The sequence below is a fragment of the Pseudomonas sp. FME51 genome, assembly GCF_014897305.1.
Map to the genome: position 1 here is coordinate 212,766 of NZ_JABUYN010000002.1, position 18,735 is coordinate 231,500.

General features: G+C 58.8%; 18 protein-coding genes, 1 pseudogene and 1 riboswitch. Of the genes and pseudogenes, 8 read left to right on the forward strand and 11 right to left on the reverse strand.

Going from position 1 to position 18,735, the window contains the following annotated elements; translation table 11 throughout:
- Positions 1-22 precede the first annotated feature (22 nt).
- From INT39_RS05385 to INT39_RS05395, 3 genes and pseudogenes are all read right to left on the reverse strand, one after another.
- Positions 23-2,017 carry a carboxylesterase/lipase family protein gene (locus INT39_RS05385; RefSeq protein WP_193072561.1) on the reverse strand — a complete coding sequence of 665 codons (1,995 nt, stop codon included), beginning with the start codon at positions 2,015-2,017 and terminating at the stop codon, positions 23-25.
- Positions 2,018-2,491: 474 nt separating this feature from the next.
- Positions 2,492-2,583, reverse strand: a pseudogene (locus tag INT39_RS22960) (acyloxyacyl hydrolase); the annotation flags it as partial.
- A gap of 16 nt (positions 2,584-2,599) precedes the next feature.
- Positions 2,600-3,931 (reverse strand): ferric reductase-like transmembrane domain-containing protein, encoded by a 1,332-nt coding sequence (locus INT39_RS05395; RefSeq protein WP_193072574.1) that lies wholly within the window; start codon positions 3,929-3,931, stop codon positions 2,600-2,602.
- 110 nt (positions 3,932-4,041) lie between these two features.
- Between INT39_RS05395 and INT39_RS05400 the strand changes: the two genes are divergently transcribed.
- Both INT39_RS05400 and INT39_RS05405 read left to right on the forward strand, forming a co-directional pair.
- A complete protein-coding gene (locus INT39_RS05400) occupies positions 4,042-4,554 on the forward strand; it encodes a gluconokinase (protein WP_193072577.1) in 513 nt (170 codons plus the stop codon).
- Between the two features lie 175 nt (positions 4,555-4,729).
- On the forward strand, positions 4,730-5,512 hold the full coding sequence (locus INT39_RS05405; protein WP_193072580.1) for an enoyl-CoA hydratase: 783 nt from the start codon (positions 4,730-4,732) through the stop codon (positions 5,510-5,512).
- Here the strand turns inward: INT39_RS05405 and INT39_RS05410 are convergent.
- Positions 5,509-6,216: a succinate dehydrogenase iron-sulfur subunit gene (locus INT39_RS05410; protein WP_193072583.1), complete on the reverse strand. Its 708-nt coding sequence runs from the start codon at positions 6,214-6,216 to the stop codon at positions 5,509-5,511. The genes INT39_RS05405 and INT39_RS05410 overlap by 4 nt on opposite strands.
- Before the next feature lie 115 nt (positions 6,217-6,331).
- Positions 6,332-7,054, reverse strand: a complete 723-nt coding sequence (locus INT39_RS05415) for a tellurite resistance TerB family protein (protein ID WP_193072586.1) — start codon at positions 7,052-7,054, stop codon at positions 6,332-6,334.
- A 139-nt stretch (positions 7,055-7,193) separates the two neighbouring features.
- Between INT39_RS05415 and INT39_RS05420 the strand changes: the two genes are divergently transcribed.
- Positions 7,194-7,730 carry a peroxiredoxin gene (locus INT39_RS05420; RefSeq protein WP_193072590.1) on the forward strand — a complete coding sequence of 179 codons (537 nt, stop codon included), beginning with the start codon at positions 7,194-7,196 and terminating at the stop codon, positions 7,728-7,730.
- An 11-nt stretch (positions 7,731-7,741) separates the two neighbouring features.
- Here INT39_RS05420 and INT39_RS05425 read toward each other — a convergent pair whose 3' ends face one another.
- From INT39_RS05425 to INT39_RS05435, 3 genes are all read right to left on the reverse strand, one after another.
- On the reverse strand, positions 7,742-8,428 hold the full coding sequence (locus tag INT39_RS05425) for a spermidine synthase (protein ID WP_193072594.1): 687 nt from the start codon (positions 8,426-8,428) through the stop codon (positions 7,742-7,744).
- A 40-nt stretch (positions 8,429-8,468) separates the two neighbouring features.
- Complete coding sequence (locus INT39_RS05430; protein WP_193072597.1) at positions 8,469-9,668, reverse strand: sugar transporter; 1,200 nt, start codon at positions 9,666-9,668, stop codon at positions 8,469-8,471.
- A gap of 204 nt (positions 9,669-9,872) precedes the next feature.
- Positions 9,873-11,228, reverse strand: coding sequence for an MFS transporter (locus INT39_RS05435; protein ID WP_193072600.1), 1,356 nt, complete (start codon positions 11,226-11,228; stop codon positions 9,873-9,875).
- A 188-nt stretch (positions 11,229-11,416) separates the two neighbouring features.
- Here INT39_RS05435 and INT39_RS05440 point away from each other — a divergent pair, with 188 nt between their 5' ends.
- On the forward strand, positions 11,417-11,920 hold the full coding sequence (locus tag INT39_RS05440; RefSeq protein ID WP_193072602.1) for an acyl-CoA thioesterase: 504 nt from the start codon (positions 11,417-11,419) through the stop codon (positions 11,918-11,920).
- Positions 11,917-12,249: a YnfA family protein gene (locus INT39_RS05445; RefSeq protein WP_193072606.1), complete on the forward strand. Its 333-nt coding sequence runs from the start codon at positions 11,917-11,919 to the stop codon at positions 12,247-12,249. The genes INT39_RS05440 and INT39_RS05445 overlap by 4 nt, the downstream gene beginning before the upstream one ends.
- A gap of 68 nt (positions 12,250-12,317) precedes the next feature.
- Here INT39_RS05445 and INT39_RS05450 read toward each other — a convergent pair whose 3' ends face one another.
- The 3 genes from INT39_RS05450 to INT39_RS05460 form a co-directional block, all read right to left on the reverse strand.
- A complete protein-coding gene (locus INT39_RS05450; protein ID WP_193072610.1) occupies positions 12,318-13,571 on the reverse strand; it encodes a D-amino acid dehydrogenase in 1,254 nt (417 codons plus the stop codon).
- Between the two features lie 160 nt (positions 13,572-13,731).
- Positions 13,732-13,827: riboswitch (glycine riboswitch) on the reverse strand.
- Positions 13,828-13,972: 145 nt separating this feature from the next.
- Positions 13,973-14,500 carry an inorganic diphosphatase gene (gene ppa, locus INT39_RS05455; protein WP_193072614.1) on the reverse strand — a complete coding sequence of 176 codons (528 nt, stop codon included), beginning with the start codon at positions 14,498-14,500 and terminating at the stop codon, positions 13,973-13,975.
- A gap of 171 nt (positions 14,501-14,671) precedes the next feature.
- Positions 14,672-15,931: a 6-phosphofructokinase gene (locus INT39_RS05460; protein ID WP_193072616.1), complete on the reverse strand. Its 1,260-nt coding sequence runs from the start codon at positions 15,929-15,931 to the stop codon at positions 14,672-14,674.
- A 260-nt stretch (positions 15,932-16,191) separates the two neighbouring features.
- Here INT39_RS05460 and mpl point away from each other — a divergent pair, with 260 nt between their 5' ends.
- Genes mpl through INT39_RS05475 form a run of 3 tightly spaced genes read left to right on the forward strand, consistent with a single transcriptional unit; the run spans position 16,192 to position 18,705 of the window.
- Complete coding sequence (gene mpl, locus INT39_RS05465) at positions 16,192-17,553, forward strand: UDP-N-acetylmuramate:L-alanyl-gamma-D-glutamyl-meso-diaminopimelate ligase (RefSeq protein WP_193072618.1); 1,362 nt, start codon at positions 16,192-16,194, stop codon at positions 17,551-17,553.
- Positions 17,546-18,151, forward strand: coding sequence for a flavin prenyltransferase UbiX (locus INT39_RS05470; RefSeq protein ID WP_193072623.1), 606 nt, complete (start codon positions 17,546-17,548; stop codon positions 18,149-18,151). Before mpl ends, INT39_RS05470 begins: the two co-directional genes overlap by 8 nt.
- Positions 18,151-18,705, forward strand: a complete 555-nt coding sequence (locus INT39_RS05475) for a sn-glycerol-3-phosphate transporter (RefSeq protein ID WP_193072626.1) — start codon at positions 18,151-18,153, stop codon at positions 18,703-18,705. Before INT39_RS05470 ends, INT39_RS05475 begins: the two co-directional genes overlap by 1 nt.
- Positions 18,706-18,735 lie beyond the last annotated feature (30 nt).

Consider the following 18,735-nt stretch of genomic DNA (forward strand, 5'->3'; position numbering starts at 1 on the left):
TTGCTTATTGTTGGGAAGCGCATCATTCATCGGTAAATACATCCGAAATCCAGGTCTTCACCTCGGCTTCGGCGCCCAATTCGACATAGCGCTGAGCCTGCGCGTCGTACAGGGGGAATTCCAGTTCATCAGTAATGCTCGGGTCGCCGGTCCGGGCGAAGTTGCTCCACATGGTCATCATCTGCTCGATCACCGCATCATCGGTGGCATTGAAGCCCGCCGAGGCGAAGATGTCTGCCGGATCGCCCTGGGAGCCAGTGACGCCATTGCCGTTCAGATCACCGATCACCAATGACTGACCGGTGGCCGGGTCGATGACCAGCCCCAGCAGGTAGTGGGTGATGACGCTTTCCGGCATGTTGAACAGATAGGCCAGCTCCGCCGCGTGGTAGGCAGTGACGCCTTGGGCCTTCCAGCCGGCGGGCTGCTGGCTGAAGTGCATGGCGTACTGCGGCGCTGTATTCAGGCCCGCCATCCAGGGAAATACCTCGAGCACGGTCGCGATGGGCTCTTCGGTGTCGTTGGTGTTGATCAGGAACATGAAAGGCACATCGTTCTGCCGGGCGCTTTCGAAGGCTTCCCGTTCGCTGTAAGGCTGGTAGTGGCTGTCGATATTGGTGTAGGGCACCAGCGCCGCCCCGGCCTGCATCACCTGTAGCCAACTGCGTTCGCGCATCTCTTCCAGGGAGGAGGCTTGCAATCGTTGCTGGAGCTGCACACCGATGGCCTCGGCGCTGGCCTGGGTGCGGGTATCCGGATGCAGAGTACCGCTCTGACTGATGGCCCGGTGGAACAGCCCGGCGGCCTGGGGTGAGGACATCAGCGACAGGACCTTGCGACCGCCACCGGACTCGCCAAAGATGGTCACGTTAGCCGGATCACCGCCGAATGCCTCGATATTGGCCTGCACCCACTTCAATGCGGCAACCAGATCCATCTGGCCGTAATTGCCGGAACCACCATAACCGCTTTCTGCGCTCAGATCGGGGTGGGCGATATAGCCGAACGGTCCGAGCCGATGGTTGACCGAGACCTGGACTATGCCCTTGCTCGCCAGCGCCTTGGGGTTGTTGAAGGGTTTGGTGTTGCTGGTCAGCGAAGTGAAGCCTCCGCCGTGGAACCACACCATGACCGGCAGGCCCTCGGCATCCTTGGGTGCTGTGACATTGAGATAGAGCGAGTCTTCACTCATGCCGCCTTCGCCGAAGCGTTCCAGACCCGGGTTCTGAGCGGCCTGGTCACTCCAGGCGACGGCATCCCGGGTGCCGTTCCAGGGCTCAGCCGGCTGCGGCGCACGCCACCGCAGATCGCCCAGGGGTGGTTGGGCATAAGGAATGCCGAGAAACTGCCAGGTATTCTCGTCGGCTTCGAAACCACTCAATTCACCGCCGGCGGTCTGTACCAGATGGCGCGGGCTGGTGGCGCGGGTGAAGTGCTCCAGAGCAGCATCGGCGGCGGTGACGGTGCGTGGTCGCGGGTCGGTATCGCTGAAGGCACCGGCAGCCTCAAGTTCCTCCAGCAGTGGAGTCAGGCTGGCGCGGAAAGCGGCCGGCGTCTGATCGAAATCGATCTGCGCAGCCTGCAGGGACACCGCATCGCGGATGGCATCGGTGAGCTGAATGCCATTGTTTAGCTGCCCATCGGCATCCAGCGACTGCAACAGGATGAGCTTGTTGGTTACTCGTTGATCGGTTGCTGATTCCGCGCCCTCGGTAATGCTCAGCGGAGTGAGTACGTGCGCCCCCTTGGCAGAACCCAGCGACAGATCGCCGATGGCAAAGCCGATGGTTTCGCCTGCTCGGTAATGGAATTCACCTTGTTCATCTGTGGTTGCCGCGGCGGTCTCGCTACCTTGGTAATCCAGCCCGGAAACAGCGCTGTCGATAAAGCTGCCGGTGAGCACATCGGGTTTCGAGGAGGAGGAGGACGAGCCACCGAAGCAGCCAGCCAGTGCCAGGGGCAACAGGGAAACGGCCAATACAATCGAAGGATTGCCTGGTTTGAACATGCAATACATGAGATTTAACTCCATTATTATTTTTTTAAGCCTTTCGAGCATTCTCCTTCTGCGGGAGCCTGCTGCGAGTTCACATCTACTGTCTAACGAAAGGGTACTTCGTCCCTGATCGGGGACGCAGGACAGTATAGGAGTGAGGTTTGAGACGCAACCAGGATTAGTTGTTGGTTGGGGTTGTTTGTGTAATTGTGTTGATTGTCGGGGGGGAATTAATATATTCGCATTAGCGAGACAGATTTTATATATGTCTTTGTTGGTGTAGAGCGCTTGCCGCTACTTTTTTCTGACGAAATTGAATCATCGCCTGGCAGAAGATTGCCGCTCCGGATGTGACTGCTGATTCAGATTGGGAATGAACAGTCATTTTTATTGTGACTATCGCAAATCGGATTTCAATCGGGTTAGAAGAGCTGGCAAGATTGGATGCAGAGAAGGTGTCTCGCTCAGGTACTGCAGAGTGAGACAAGCAGAGGATCAAAAACGCTGAGTATAAAACAGCGCATAGTTTCGATGCCTTCGTTGGGTTGTTTGATACCGGCATTGGAGTAATGGATCGCCGGTACACCGAGTCGGCCTTTTTGTTCAACGCATAGCGAACAGCTCCTGGTGGAAGTGCTGATGCACCGGGAAACCCTGCGCGGCAAAATCCCGCCGCAATGCCTCACCAAAGCCTGCCGGGCCGCAGAACCAGATGCTTGCCTCGCGCCATTCCGGAACGCTGGTGCGGATACGTTCTGCAGTCAGATAACCATCGCGGGCATTAACCAGTACGTGCAAACGCACCTCCGCATGGCTGGCATCGTCGACCAGTTTGGCCAATGCCTGTTCATCTACTTCTGCAGTGCTATGGAAAAAGTCCACCGGCTGAGCGTTATCCGGGTGGCTGGTCAGGTACTGCATGCGGGCGATGAAGGGCGTCACACCAATGCCACCGGCGATCCAGATCTGTCGTGGACGGAAATCAGCAAAGGTGAAGCAGCCGTAGGGTCCCTCAACCGTTACGGATTGACCGATTTTCAAACGCTGATGCAAGGTGCGGGTATGGTCCCCCAACTCCTTGACTGCAAAACTGATACGCGGATCACTAGGGTGCCAGACTGAAGCAATGGTGTAGGGGTGAAAACCTTCTTTTGCATCTGAGGTGACAAAGGCAAATTGGCCAGGCTGGTGTCCCGGCCAGTCAGGCACACGGGTCTCCACCGCCAGCGTCTTGACGCCGGCATAGTAATGCAAGCCGGCAATGTAGCCCTGCACCTGCCGTTGTGCGCCCACCCGACCCAGCAGCACGATCACCGCAGACCAGCTGCCGGCAGCGAGCAGCAGGGCCGTCAGCCATCCGACCGGCGAGCCCCAGTAGCTGAACTTGAGCAGCACCAGAGTGTGTGCCACCAATACCAGATAGATGGCCGCCAGCAGGCGGTGTGTCAGATAGAACAGACGATAGGGAAAGCGCTTGACCAATGCCAGCGCGATCAATAACACGGCACCATAAAAGGCCCACTCGCCGAGACTTTCAGCGAGCCCACGCTGGCTGGTCAGAAATGCCTGCAACGGCTGCTCCAGAACACCGGCACCTTTCTGCGGACGCTCAAGCCAGCCCCAGCCCACCGCCCATTTCGGCCCTTTGGCCGCCAGCCAATGTATAACAGAGATCACCAGCGCGCCGATGCCAAGCCATTTATGCAGCCGGTACATCTTGTCGAGCCCGTCCAGTCGAGACTCCAGCCAGCGGTGCCGCAGGGCCAGCAGCATGGCGATGCTCATGCAAGCCATGGCCAATACGCCCGTCAACTGTACTAGCGTATTGCGCCAGGGGAAGAACCCGGTCCGCCCGAACAGGCCAGGCTCGGCAACCAGCCAGAGGACGGCAAGTAGCACTAGAGTCAGCCAGAACACCCATTTCAGTTTACGCATATCAGCCCCCTGCTGAATCAGATCTTTGAGTCACTGTATTAAACTCCACCGGCGAGCATCGCGCCCTGATACGCATCAACTAGACTGAAGGCAGGCTCGAGGGGAAATATATGCAGGAAGGTATAAGCGCTTTGGTGGTCATGGGAGTGACCGCCTGCGGCAAGAGCACCATTGCCGAGGCCATCGCCCAAGGCGCTGGCGGTGTCCACATCGAAGGCGATCTATTCCATAGCGCCGCCAGCATCGAGAAGATGCGCAGTGGTATTGCTCTGGATGATGATGATCGTGCGGAGTGGTTGCAGCAGCTCGGTGAATTGCTGGCTCGCGCGGTGGCAGCAGGGCAGAAGCCGGTGTTAAGTTGCTCTGCATTGAAAAGTCGCTACCGGGATCAGCTACGGGCAGCGGTTCCTGGCTTGGGGTTTGTATTTCTGGATATTGATCAGACTGAAGTGCAGCGCCGTGCTGCTCTGCGCAAGGGGCATTTCATGTCCCTGACATTGATCAGCAGCCAGTTCTCCACGCTGCAGAGGCCGGATAACGAACCCGGGGTATTGACGGTGGATGCGACGCTGCCGGTAGCGGAAATCAGTCGCCAGGCGGTTGAATGGTGGAAGGCCAGCTAGAACCAACAGGCGCGGAGTCTGCCGGCGACCCCCGGACACCGCCGGGGCTCATTCACCAGGCCGATGTCGTCGGCACAAGGTTGTTGATTCATCAGGCTTTATCTGGACGTTGCGCGATTCGCACGGCTACTCTCGGGCTCTTGATAAAAACCACAATATTTCTCAGGAGCAACCGATGAGCGAAGTGACTACCGAATTGAGTGGCGGCGTACTCACGATTACCATCTCCCGTCCGGAAAAGAAGAACGCACTGACCAACACCATGTATGAGGCGCTGGCCGATGCGCTGGAGCGGGTTGAAGCGCAGGCTGATATCCGGGTTGCTGTCATTCAGGCGGATGGCGAAATCTTTTCCGCCGGTAATGATCTGGGTGAGTTCACCCAACAGTCCACCGGCAACGGCCCGGTGGTGCGTCATGTTGAGCGGTTCCTGCGCAATATCGTTACAGCCAGAAAACCGGTAATCGCTGCAGTGCAGGGCAAGGCGGTCGGCGTGGGCACCACCATGCTGCTGCACTGCGACATGGTATTACTGGCCGACGACGCCCAGCTGATCGCTCCTTTCATCAACCTCGCGTTGGTGCCTGAGGCCAGCTCCAGTCTGCTTATGCCGCTGCGCATAGGCCACGTACGGGCCTTCGAGATGTTCGCGCTCGGTGAGCCCATAGGGGCGGCGGACGCACTGGCCTGGGGACTGGCTAACCGTGTGGTCAGCCGTGACCAGTTGCGCACGGAGACCCAGCGTCTGGCAGCCCTGGTAGCGAGCAAACCAGCCGGTGCACTGGCACTGGCCAAGGGGCTGATGCGTAACACCGAACAGGTGCTCGAGCATATGGGGCGGGAAAGTCGTATCTTCTCTTCTCAGCTGCGCAGCGAAGAGGCCAAGGAAGCGTTTCTGGCGTTCGCTGAGAAGCGCCAACCGGATTTCAGCCGGGTGAGTAAAGCTGAGGAAGTCTAGGTTCCTTTCTGCAACAGCTCCAGGCGAATCTTGCCAATCGCCGCCATGGGATTGAGCCCCTTGGGACAGACCCAGGCGCAGTTGCCGATGGTGCGGCAGCGGAAGAGGCTGAAGGGATCTTCCAGCCGTTCCAGCCGCTGCATGGTGGCTTGGTCGCGACTGTCGACGATGAAGCGCCAGGCCTGCAGCAGGCCGGCCGGGCCAACGTATTTCTCCGGATTCCACCACCACGACGGGCACTGGGAAGAACAGCAGCCGCAGAGGATGCATTCATAGAGCCCATCCAGTTTGGCGCGTTCTTCGGGGGACTGAAGATGTTCCATGGTGGGTGCGGGGTCATGATTGATCAGCCAGGGCTGGATGCTGCGGTATTGCTCGAAGAACAGCCGCTGATCCACCACCAGATCGCGGATCACCGGCATGCCGGGCAAAGGACGGATGATCAGCTTGCTGTTGCCATTCACCACCTCAGATACCGGCGTGACGCAGGACAGCATGTTCTTGCCATTGATATTCATGCCATCCGAGCCGCACACCCCCTCTCGACAGGAGCGGCGGAACACCAGGGTCTGATCGGTTTCGTGCAGATGCTCCAGCACATCCAGCACCATGCGAGCCCGGAACTCGTCAGGCACCGAAAACGATTGCATCCAGGGCTGCCGCTCTTCTTCGGGGTGATAGCGATAGATCTGCACATCGATCATGGCTGATGTTCCTCGGCGAGTTGAAGAGGGCACCACTTCTGATAGCCCCGGTTCTACTTGAGTATAGACCGGAGCCACCCGTTGCCGACACGCAGCGGTTTGCAGTATGGCGCTCTCAGCGCAAGGCGATCTGCGCCTGGGTTTCCAGCTCGGCTTTCAGCGCCGGCTCGAGTTGCAGCTGGCGTGCCAGCTCGTCGAGATAGGCGCGCTCCATATAGCTTTCTTCATCGGCCATGATGATGCTGGCCAGATACATTTCCGCGGCGATTTCCGGCGTCTTGGCTGATTGCGCAATATCGGCGGGATCCAATGGCTTGCGCAGTTCCTGATCGAACCACTGCTTGAGCTGCGGGTCGCCGGTCAGCTTGGCGACTTCGCCATCGATCAGTTCTCGCTCACGATCATCGATATGGCCGTCGGCCTTGGCTGCGCCGATGATGGCACGCAGGATCGCCTGACTGTGTTGTTCCACCTCGATGGCCGGCACACGGTCGACGGTCCGTGGTGTGTCTTCGATAGCCGGTACGCCGGGCTGATTCTGATTCTGCTTCTGGGTCTGCCAATTGCTGTAGGCTTTGTATGCCACCACGCCGAGTGCTGCCAGGCCACCATAGGTAACCACCTTGCCACCCATCTTGCGCGCCTTCTTGCTGCCCAGCAGCAGACTGACCGCGCCACCGCCCAGTGCGCCACCGCCGATGCTGCCAAGCAATCCGCCCAGTGGGGAACCGGTGGCTGGTGGAGCTGTCGGATTGGCTCTGCTGGTACTCTGGTTCTGGTTCTGCAATAGATCCTTTCCTGCGTTGAGCAATTGATCAAGCAGACTGCGTGTGTTCATGGCTACCTCTACTGAATGGGCGCGTTATGGTATTTTCATCGTGCTGAAGCTAATGTTGGTACACGTTGGCAATGTATGGTTCCCCTGCGCCGGGGCATACCAGCCTACACTTCTTCAGAAACGAGCAGGAGCAGAATTCATGTTCAATTATGTCAAACGGCTGTTGCCGGGCGTGGGGCTGGCGCTCGCTGCGCTATCGGCCAATGCGCTGGAAGTGGGTGACCTGGCGCCGAATTTTGAATTGCCTGGTTCGGATGGCGAAATCCATCGTCTGGCAGATTACCGGGACAAGCAGGCAGTGGTACTGGCCTGGTTCCCGCGAGCTTATACCTCCGGCTGCACCATCGAATGCAAATCGCTTGCGGAGAACGGTCATCTGATTCGTGAGTATGACGTCAGCTACTTCATGGCCAGCGTCGATCCCTTGAGCAAGAACAAGGGCTTCGCTGCCGAGACCGGCGCCGATTTTCCGCTGCTCAGCGATGAGGATAAATCGGTAGCCAAGGCCTATGGCGTACTGCACCCGTTGGGCTTTGCCAGACGACACACCATTTATATCGGTGCCGACGGGCGGGTGTTGAAGATAGATACGGATGTGGAGCCGGCCACCTCGGCTGAGGATATGGCCGCGACCCTGGGTGAACTTGGTGTTGATCGACGCGAGACCGCGCAATAACGCTGCAGAGTCTAGGCTGACTTCAGCTCACAGATCCAGATGGTATGGCGTGCGCCGCGATTACCGTGGGCGAACACCTGCACTTCTTCAGCTTTGAAGCCGGCCTTGCCGAGCCGGTTGGAAAACTGCCGGTCGGCGGTCGCGGACCAGACGGCGAGAATGCCCTTGGGTCTCAGCGCGCGAGCGCAGGCGGTCAACCCATCAAGGGAGTACAGCCAGTTGTTGTTGCTGTGGGTAAGGCCTTCGGGACCATTGTCCACATCCAGCATGATGGCATCGAACCCCCTGGGCTCGGCCTGCAGGATTTTCGCCACGTCCTCATTCAGCACCCTGGCGCGAGCATCCTGCATCGGATTGCCGGCCTTGGCACCGAGCGGCCCGCGGTTCCATTCGATCACCCCTGGCACCAGCTCCGCCACCTGTACCTCGGCGTCCTTGTTCAGATGCTGCAACGCCGACGCCAGGGTGAATCCCATGCCCAGACCGCCGATTAACACGCGTGCGTTGGGGCGCGCAGCAATCCTCTTGCAAGGAATGGCAGCCAGCGCATCTTCGGAGCCGTGCATGCGCGTGTTCATCAGCTGTCCGCCCTTGCCGCCCTCCAGCTTGATGACGAAGTCCTCGCCGTACTCGAACAGGCACAGGGCACCGCCGTTATTCGGAATGGGCGCGGTATCAAGCAGTATGTAACGTTTCATGGTGATCTCGGGTCGACGATAAAGGTGACAGTATGCCTGTTCAGGTGGCGGCTCTTGGCGTCACCGGCATCTGCGGAGCCAGACGCCACATGGCAGTGAGGCATAGCAGAAGGGCGCCCAACGCTAATGCCCCACCTACCAGTCCGATATTGGCCAGCCCCATTTGAATGGTGATCTGGCTGCCCAACAGGGCACCGGCACCGATACCAACGTTGTAGAGGCCCGAGAACAGCGCCATCGCCACATCGGTGGCGTCGGAAGCCATCTTCAACACCCGCGATTGCAGCGCAAGAGTGAAACAGAGGATGGCGATACCCCAGACAAAACAGACCATGCCCAGCCCCCAGAACGTATCGGCCGAGTACAGAAGCAGCAGCATGCACAGAGCCAATGCGAGCAAGGTGCCCACCAGCACGCTGCGCGGATAGAAGGGGCTGTAACGGCTGAACAGCAGGGCGCCGAACAGCCCTGCACCGCCGAACAACAGCAGCAGTCCGGTGATCTGGTTGCCGATCAGACCGCCTATTTCGCGGGCGAAAGGTTCGATATAGCTATAGGCGGTAAAGTGCGCCGTGACACCCAAGACGACCAGCACATAGACAGCCATCAGTGCAGGGCGTTTGAGTAACATCGGCAGGCTCCTGAGTGATCCGGCGTTCTGGCTGGGCAACAGGGGCAGCATGCGCATCAGGCATACCATGGTCAGTAATGCGACCACAGCAACACCCAGGAAGGTGACACGCCAGCCCACCAACTGGCCTACCAGCCGGCCCAGGGGAATACCCAGCACCATGGCCAGCGTTGTGCCGGTAGCCAGCAGGCCGAGAGCTTGTGCTTCTCTGCCCGGCGGTGCTACGCGCACCGCGAGGGAGGCGGTGATCGACCAGAACACCGCGTGGGCCAGAGCGATGCCTGCACGACTGAGCACCAGCACGTCATAGCTCCAAGCCACATAGGACAGGAGATGGCAGACGATAAACAGCAGGAATACGCCGACCAGCAGCCGGCGACGCTCTATATTGCGCGTCAGCAGCATCAGCGGCAGTGACGCCAGAGCCACCAGCCAGGCGTATACCGTCAGCATCAGGCCGACTTGTTCCGGCAGCATGTCGAAGCTGGCGCCGATGTCGCTGAGCAGCGCCACGGGCGCGAATTCCGTGGTATTGAAAATGAAAGCGGCCAGGGCCAGCGCAACCACACTGAGCCAGTTGCCCTGAGGGGCGGTATCCGACGTTGTCATGAAGAGTGAAACCAGAGTAGGAGAGGAGCCGGATGCTTACCAGTGAGGAGCACTGGTTGCCGGGTGACAGCTATTTTAAAAGCCTGGCGGATAAAGCGCAAATTGGGTCCGCTGGGCGGTGTGCTGATTAGCCTCGCTATTCGGCTCAATAGGGATGATCGGGGCTTGCGATGATACTGCAAGCCCCGATCTGATCCTGCCGCGTCAGTTATTGATATCGACGTTCTTGGTCTCTTTGCCCACCACCAGCGCAATCAGCGTGATGAATGCCATGCTGGCAAGATACACCCCGACCAGGAAAGGACTGCCATCGCCCACACTCCACAGCCAGACGGCGATGAAGGGCGCAACGGCAGCGCCGAGGATGGACGATACGTTGTAGGAAATACCCGACCCGGTATAACGCACGTTGGTGGGAAACAGCTCTGGGAGCAGAGCGCCCATCGGCCCGAAAGTCATGCCCATCAGGCTGAAACCGAGGATCAGCCAGGCCATTACACCGACAAAGCCCATACTGAGCAGCGGCACCCACAACAGACTGAATACAATGATGCCCAGCGTAACCAGGATCAGCGTCTTGCGTCGCCCCAGTCGGTCGGCCATGAGGCCGGACAGCAGTGTGAATATGCCGAAGAACACTACGCCGACAATCAGCATCAACACGAAATTGTTATAACTGTAACCCAACCCGGACAGCTGGCCTGCTGCCGGTGCGACCGGAGCGCGGCCATAGCTCAATGAGAAGGTGGTCATCAGATAGAACAGCACGTAAGTCGCGAGCATATAGAAGGTGCCGAGAATCAGTTCACGCCAGTTCTTGCGCATCACTTCACCCAACGGCAGCTTGACCACTTTGCCGGCGGAGACGGTTTTCGAGAAGGTTGTGCTTTCCACCAGGTTCAGACGAATCCACAGACCGATGATCACCATCACCGCAGAGAACAGGAAGGGAATGCGCCAGCCCCAATCGAGAAATGCCTCGGACGGCCGCGATGGATCATCCGACGGCAAGGCGGCGGCGACGATCAGAAATAACCCGTTGGCTATGATGAATCCCAGCGGCGCACCCAGCTGCGGGAAGGTGCCGAACAGAGCCCGTTTGCCTGCTGGAGCGTTCTCTGTGGCGACCAGCGCGGCGCCTGACCACTCTCCACCAATGGCAAAACCTTGTGCCAGACGCATGATCACCAGCAACAAGGGAGCCCACCAGCCAATCGAATGGTAGGTCGGCAGCAAGCCGATCAGAAAGGTGGCGATACCCATGGTGAACAGGGCGTAAATCAGGGTTTTCTTGCGCCCGACCTTGTCACCCAGATGTCCGAAAAACACAGCCCCGAGCGGGCGGGCGATCATTGCTGCACCAAAAATGGCGAAGGAGGCCAGCAGCGCTGTGGTTTCGTTGCCAGGTGGAAAGAACAGATGGGGAAAGACCAGTACCGCAGCCGTCGCGTAAACGTAGAAGTCATAGAACTCGATGGTGGTACCGACGAGACTGGCGAGCATGACGCGAGAGCGGGAGTTGGCTGGAGCTTCTTGGCTGGAGACAATATTTTCGGGCATGGGCGGCGGGCATTTTTTTAATGAATGAGCTGTCACGTAAACAGCGGCGGGGCCGACTGTGACGAATGAGACAGGGTGGGGCGTTATCTTCGCTGATCTGAGGCGACAGTGGTAGCTTTGCTGCTGATTATGGCAGGCTGCTGCAGAAAGCATTAAAGTGGCGGCCCCAAAACTGCAGAGCGAATGCCATGCTGGCCCACAGCGCAGAACTGACCATGACCGTCCTTATGACACCGGACAAAGCAAATTTTTCCGGCAACGTGCATGGTGGTGCTTTGCTCAAGTACCTGGATGAAGTCGCCTACGCCTGTGCCAGCCGCTACGCGGGGCATTATGTAGTGACCATGTCCGTGGACCAGGTTAACTTCCGCCAGCCTATTCAGGTGGGTGAGCTGGTGACCTTCCTGGCTTCGGTCAATTACACGGGGACGACTTCGATGGAGATCGGTATCAAGGTCATCACTGAAGACATTCGCGCCAAGACGGTTCGCCACACCAATAGCTGCTTTTTTACCATGGTCGCGGTGGATGATAACGGCAAGCCTACCTCTGTCCCGCCGCTGGAGCAGGTTACCTCCGAGCAGAAGCGCAGGTTCTTCCAGGCCGGGCAGCGCAGGCAGATTCGCCGTGAGTTGGAGCAGCGCTATCAGGCAATGAAAGCGACCGACTTCAATGTGGATAGCTCAGCATGACCAAGACATTCGCTCTATTCGCGCTCACCGCTGTGGCTGAAATTGTGGGCTGCTATCTGCCATACCTCTGGTTAAAACAAGGCAAGAGTGTGCTGCTGTTGATCCCTGCAGCGGCATCGCTGGCGCTATTCGCATGGCTCCTCTCGCTTCACCCAACGGCTGCTGGCCGGGTCTATGCGGCCTATGGAGGTGTCTATATCGGCACGGCCATTATCTGGCTCTGGTTGGTGGACGGCATCAAGCCGACAATCTGGGACCTGGTTGGGTCAGCTGTGGCCATTCTGGGAATGGCGATCATCATGTTTGCGCCCAGGGGGGCGTCTATCTGAAGCGGCGCAGGCTTGCTGTATTCTGGACATAATAAAAAGCCGACCTTGTGGGTCGGCTTTTCTCATACTCAAGCCGGCTGTGCGACTTCAGCAGCTATATTGCTCCCCAGCGTCTGCTCAACAACACCACCGACCATGTCCGCTGTGACGGCGCTCAGGGTCCAGCCCAGGTGACCGTGACCGGTGTTGTAGAACACGCATGGTGATTTGCCGCGTCCGACCTTGGGCATCATGTTTGGCATCATTGGGCGTAAACCGGCCCATGGCACCACGCTCCGGGTGTTGACGCCCGGGAAGCACTGGTTCACCCAGTCCACCAGTGGACGAATGCGGTCAGCGCGAATGTCACGGTTATAACCATTGAATTCGGCGGTGCCGGCCACTCGGAAGCGATCATTGCCCAGACGGCTGCTCACCAGTTTGGTCTCGTCGTCCAGCAGACTGACGTTCGGTGCCGAAGCGCGACTGATCTCGTCGGTCAGGTTGACGGTGATGGAGTAGCCCTTGACCGGATAGATATTTACCCGATCGCCCAGTTGTGCAGCCAGGTCGCGGCTCGCGGTACCGGCGCAGATGACTATGCCGTCGAAGTGCTGCACCTCGTCGCCCGTGGTACTACCAACGGTCACGCTGGCCCGCTGGCCATCGGTCGCTACCGCTTTCACATCCTGATTATAAAGACAGCGCACACCCAGGCGATCGATGGCAGCCGCCAGGCCGTGGGTGAATTTGTGGATATCCCCGGTGGAGTCACATTCGGTGAAATAGCCGCCGTAGTACTGGCCGGCCAAGGTCGGCTCAATGGCGCGCATTTCCTCCAGGGTCACGGCTCGGCGGGGTAGACCGCCTTCGGCCAGCAACCGGGAAACCTGCCCGGCGTGCTCGAAGCCGGCCTTGTCGCGGTAGATGTGCAGGATGCCTTGCTTCTTCAGGTCGAAGTCGATGCCCTCTGCCTCGGCCCAGGAAAAAAGATGCTCACGCGCGGCGACCGCCAGACGGGCTGTTTCAATGGTGTTCTGGCGATAGTGGGGAATCGAGCCGATGAACTCGGCGAACCAGGAGAGCTTGTGCCAGCTGGGTTTTGGGTTGACCAGCAGTGGTGCATCACTCTTGAGCATCCACTTCAGGCCCTTGACGATAGTTGACCAGTGATTCCAGACCTCGGCGTTCGAGGCGGATAGCTGGCCGCCGTTGGCAAAGGAGGTTTCCATTGCGGCGTAGCGGTGTTTCTCGAACAGTGTGACCGAGAAGCCGCGCTTGGCCAGGGCATAGGCAGTAGTGACGCCGGTGATTCCGCCACCAATGACAGCGATTTTTTTCATTGTTGTCGCTCCAGATACGTCAGGGTTCGAGCCCGCGCGCACCAATGCGCAGCGAGCGCCCCCTCTGTCCTGGACCTGAGAGTTTCACGGGGCGCTCACGCGCTTCCGCTTGCTCCTTCGGTGCGCCCGCTGACGATTGCGGACGACTCTTCAGAGTTCACCGGTGATAGCGGTCCTTTTTGCCTGAGAGTTTCCGGGGCGGTTGCTCCTTCGGCGCTGCGGCGATCACGCCGGCAGTCTCTCCCGATATCACTTCGATCTTCACCAGTCCGCCATGCAGCAAGCCGGTGTAATCATGGCAACTACCCTGCCAGAAAAAATCGCCGTTGTAACCTTAAACTTTCGGATGAGCAGGCATAAAAAAGCCCGGCTTGTGGCCGGGCTCCTATTCGGCAAAACGCTTATTTTTGGTAAGCGTTTACTGCCTTTACAATTTCCGCACGGGCTTCGTCAGCATTGCCCCAGCGGTCGATCTTGACCCACTTGCCGGCTTCCAGATCTTTGTAGTTTTCAAAGAAATGCTGGATCTGCTGGATCAGCAGCTCGGGCAGGTCGGTGTGTTCCTTGATGTCCTTGTACAGCACGGAGAGTTTGTCGTGCGGGACAGCAATCAGTTTGGCATCGCCACCACCATCGTCGGTCATGTGCAGCACGCCGACCGGACGGCAGCGGATGACTGCACCAGGAGCAACCGGGTGAGGGGTGACTACCAGCACGTCCAGCGGATCGCCATCGTCGGCCAGGGTATTCGGAATGAAACCATAGTTGGCCGGGTAGAACATCGGTGTCGCCATGAAGCGGTCGACGAACAGTGCGTTGCTATCCTTGTCGATCTCGTACTTGATGGGCGCATGGTTGGCCGGGATTTCGATGGCGACATAGATGTCGTTGGGGACGTCTTTGCCTGCTGGGATCTGGTCGTAGCTCATGGGTTACCTGATGCGGGACACGGTGAAATGGGATGAACGTCTGTGTAGCTGACGCCATGAAAAATATGGGCGGAGATTATAGGCGCTTGGGCAGGGTTTACCAAGTTAAACCTTAATCCAGCACATCACTGTGCCCGCCGTCCTGTGGATTGGCGGGCACAGTGATCAGTTTCAAACGTCGAACGGGGGCAGCTTGCGCTCAACCGGCAGGTTCTGCAGGCGCACATAATCCGGCAGGCCATTCTTGAACGGCGGAGTGTCTTCGCCCTGAATCAGCGGCGACAGGTACTCACGGCAAGCGTCGGTGATATGGAAGCCGTCCTCGGTAATGAACTCGCGCGGCATGAACTTCTCGACGTTGGCCACTTCGCTCAGTGGCGCTTCGATGATGTCCCAGCGGTAGGGCGCGTCTTCGAGGCGGCGAATCGCCGGCATGATGGCATTCTTGCCTTCCAGGGCGATACGCACGGCTGCCTGACCCAGGGCATAGGCCTGATCCACGTCGACTTTGGAAGCGATGTGACGAGCGGCACGCTGCAGGTAATCGGCGACCGCCCAGTGATATTTGTAGCCGAGCTTGTCGCGCACCAGGTTGGCAATGGTTGGCGCAACGCCGCCCAGTTGCGCATGGCCGAAGGCGTCTGTCAGGCCTGTTTCGGAAAGGAACTTGCCTTCGCCGTTCTTGATGCCTTCGGAAACGCCAATCACGCAATAGCCGTGGGTCTTTACACATTCATCGACACGGGCCAGGAAGGTGGCTTCGTCGAACTCGATTTCGGGGAACAGCAGGATGTGCGGCGCCTCGCCTTCGGCTTCGCTGGCCAGGCCGCAAGCGGCGGTGATCCAGCCGGCGTGACGGCCCATGACTTCGAGGATGAACACCTTGGTCGAGGTGGCGCACATGGAGGCCACGTCATAGCCCGCCTCGCGGATGGAGGTGGCAACATACTTGGCGACCGAACCAAAACCGGGGCTGCAGTCGGTGATCGGCAGATCGTTGTCGACTGTCTTCGGCACATGAATGGCCTGAATCGGGTAGCCCATGGTTTCCGCCAGCTGGGAAATCTTCAGGCAGGTGTCTGCAGAATCGCCGCCGCCGTTATAGAAGAAGTAACCAATATCATGGGCCTTGAATACGTCGATCAGACGCTCGTATTCAGCGCGGTTGGCTTCCAGACTTTTCAGCTTGTAACGGCAAGAGCCGAAAGCACCGGAAGGGGTGTGGCGCAGGGCAGCGATATTTTCCGCTGACTCGAGGCTGGTATCGATCAGGTCCTCGGTCAGGGCGCCAATAATGCCATTGCGACCAGCATAGACTTTACCGATGCGGTCCGGATGCTGGCGCGCAGCTTCAATCACCCCGGCAGCGGAGGCGTTGATGACTGCGGTTACTCCGCCTGATTGGGCATAAAAGGCATTTTTGACGGTCATGCTGACTCCATGATGTGTGGGCTGATGCCAGATACGACAACCGACTACCGAAACGGTTGCACGAGGTCTGTCACTGACTGCAGAACGATGGTTGGCGAAAGAATGGCGCGCATGATAGCTGAATGGACGCCATTTTGCATGATTGCCTGTCGGGTAGTGTCAGCCCTTCTTCCCAGCGGCATACCAGATGCGAGGACTGGGGGGAGGGGGCAGCCCATGTTAGTATCGGCCGCTTGACAGATTGACTACAGGGTTGGCCGATGCATCTGCACATTCTCGGTATTTGCGGTACGTTCATGGGGTCGCTGGCCCTGCTGGCGCGGGATCTCGGACATCAGGTCAGCGGCTCCGACGCCAACGTCTATCCGCCCATGAGTACTCAGCTGGAAGCCCAGGGCATTCAGTTGATGGAAGGATATGACGCCGCGCATCTGGACCCTGCACCGGACATGGTGGTCATCGGCAATGCCCTGTCGCGTGGTAACCCGGCAGTGGAGTACGTGCTGGACAAGGGTATTCCCTACGCCTCCGGCCCCGAATGGCTGGCTCGCTATGTGCTGCAGGACCGCTGGGTGCTGGCAGTCGCCGGAACCCACGGCAAGACCACCACCTCCAGCCTGCTGGCCTGGATTCTCGAAGATGCCGGCATGGCGCCCGGATTTCTGATTGGCGGAGTTCCGCAGAACTTTGGCATTTCCGCCCGTCTGGGCGACACGCCATTCTTTGTAGTGGAGGCAGACGAATACGACAGTGCCTTCTTCGATAAGCGCTCGAAGTTCGTCCATTACCGCCCGCGCACTGCCATTCTGAACAATCTCGAATTTGATCACGCCGACATATTCCCCGACCTGCCCGCCATTGAACGGCAGTTTCACCATCTGGTGCGCACCATTCCCTCCAGTGGATTGATCATCTATCCGCAACAGGAGCAGGCGTTGCAACGGGTAGTCGACATGGGCTGCTGGACGCCTTGCCAGACGACCGGAGAGGACGGCAACTGGCAGGCCAGATTGCTGGCAGCCGACGGCTCGCGCTTTGAAGTCTGGCTCGATGGCGTATTGCAGGGCGTTGCCGAATGGCAGCAGACGGGCGCGCACAGCGTAGCCAATGCACTGACTGCCCTGGCGGCAGCGCGGCATGTCGGCGTTACACCACAACAAGGCATCGCCGCGCTCGCTGGCTTTGCCAGCCCCAAGCGGCGCATGGAGAAACTGGCCGAGATCAACGGCATCACCTTGTACGACGACTTCGCCCACCATCCCACCGCCATAGCAACCACCCTCGCCGGATTGCGCGCACAGATTGGTGGCGAGCAGCTTGTTGCCGTGATCGAGCCACGCTCCAACACCATGCGTTTGGGCAGCCACATGGCCGCTTTGCCGGCCAGTGTGAAAGACGCCAGCGAGGTTGTCTGGTATCAGCCGGCAGGCCTGGACTGGTCGCTGGACGGCGTGGTCGAACAAAGCCCGGTTCCGGCACAGGTCATGACCGATATCGATGCCATCATTGATCAGGTGGTGGCCCGCGCCGCGCCCGGTACACGCATCGTGATCATGAGTAACGGCGGCTTTGGCGGCATCCATCAACGCATGAAGCAAGCGCTGGAGATCAAGCATGGCTGAGCGGAGAGTGACACTGGCAGTAACCGGTGCATCCGGCGCGCAATATGCGCTGCGCCTGTTGGAGTGTCTGGTCCAGGCCGAGGTGCAGGTGCTGTTTCTCATCTCGCAGGCTGCCCAGCTGGTCGTGGCCACCGAGACCGACATGCAGTTGCCACCCAAGCCCCAGGCGCTGGAGCAGTTTCTTACCGAACAATACAATGCCAGACCAGGGCAGATTCGCGTCTACGGTAAACAGGATTGGATGGCCCCGGTCGCCTCCGGCTCTGGCGCGCCCTCAGCCATGGTCGTCTGCCCGTGCAGCACCGGCACTTTGTCAGCCATCGCCAGCGGCGCCAGCAACAACCTGATCGAACGCGCCGCTGACGTGGCACTCAAGGAGCGTCGGCAACTCATCCTGGTGCCGAGAGAAAGCCCCTATTCCACCATCCACCTGGAAAATATGCTCAAGCTCAGCCAGATGGGAGCCGTAATCCTCCCCGCCAGCCCCGGCTTCTATCACAAGCCTCAATCCATCTATGACCTGGTGGATTTTGTCGTGGCGCGGATTCTCAACCAGCTGGGCATCGAGCAAAGCATGCTGCCACGGTGGGGCGAGTAATGGGGCAGCGTAGTTATCCGGGCATTCGACGGGCGACGACACTGCTGTTGGGCGGAGCCTTCATTTGCCTGCACAGCAACGCCGAAGCAGCAGGCAAAGTGGATCTGCTGGACGAGACTAAAGAATTACTCGGCGAGTTAGTCGCGCCCGTTCCTGCTGAGCCCTATTGGTATGTGCAGGGCAGTGTCTGGACCACTCACTTCAGTCCCCAGCCGGATCATAATAACCATCAGGATTTGATCGGCATTGAGCGTCACCGCGAGAACAGCTACCTATGGGGTGCGGCGACTTTCCGCCATTCCTTCGGCGGACGCTCTTATTATGCCTATGGCGGGAAACGTTTCGATTTTTCGGGTACGCCCTTCAATGCCAAGCTCACCGCGGGTTTGATGCATGGGTATAAGGGTGAGTACCGCGATAAAATCCCGTTAAACCACTTTGGCATCGCGCCGGTGGTCATTCCTTCTGTTGGCGCCAGTTGTGGACCGGTCGGTGTTGACCTGGTGCTGCTAGGCGCCGCAGCGACGATGGTTAACGTCGGTATTAAGTTCTAACTACCGCCGCAGCGAGTGCACCCGCTCGCG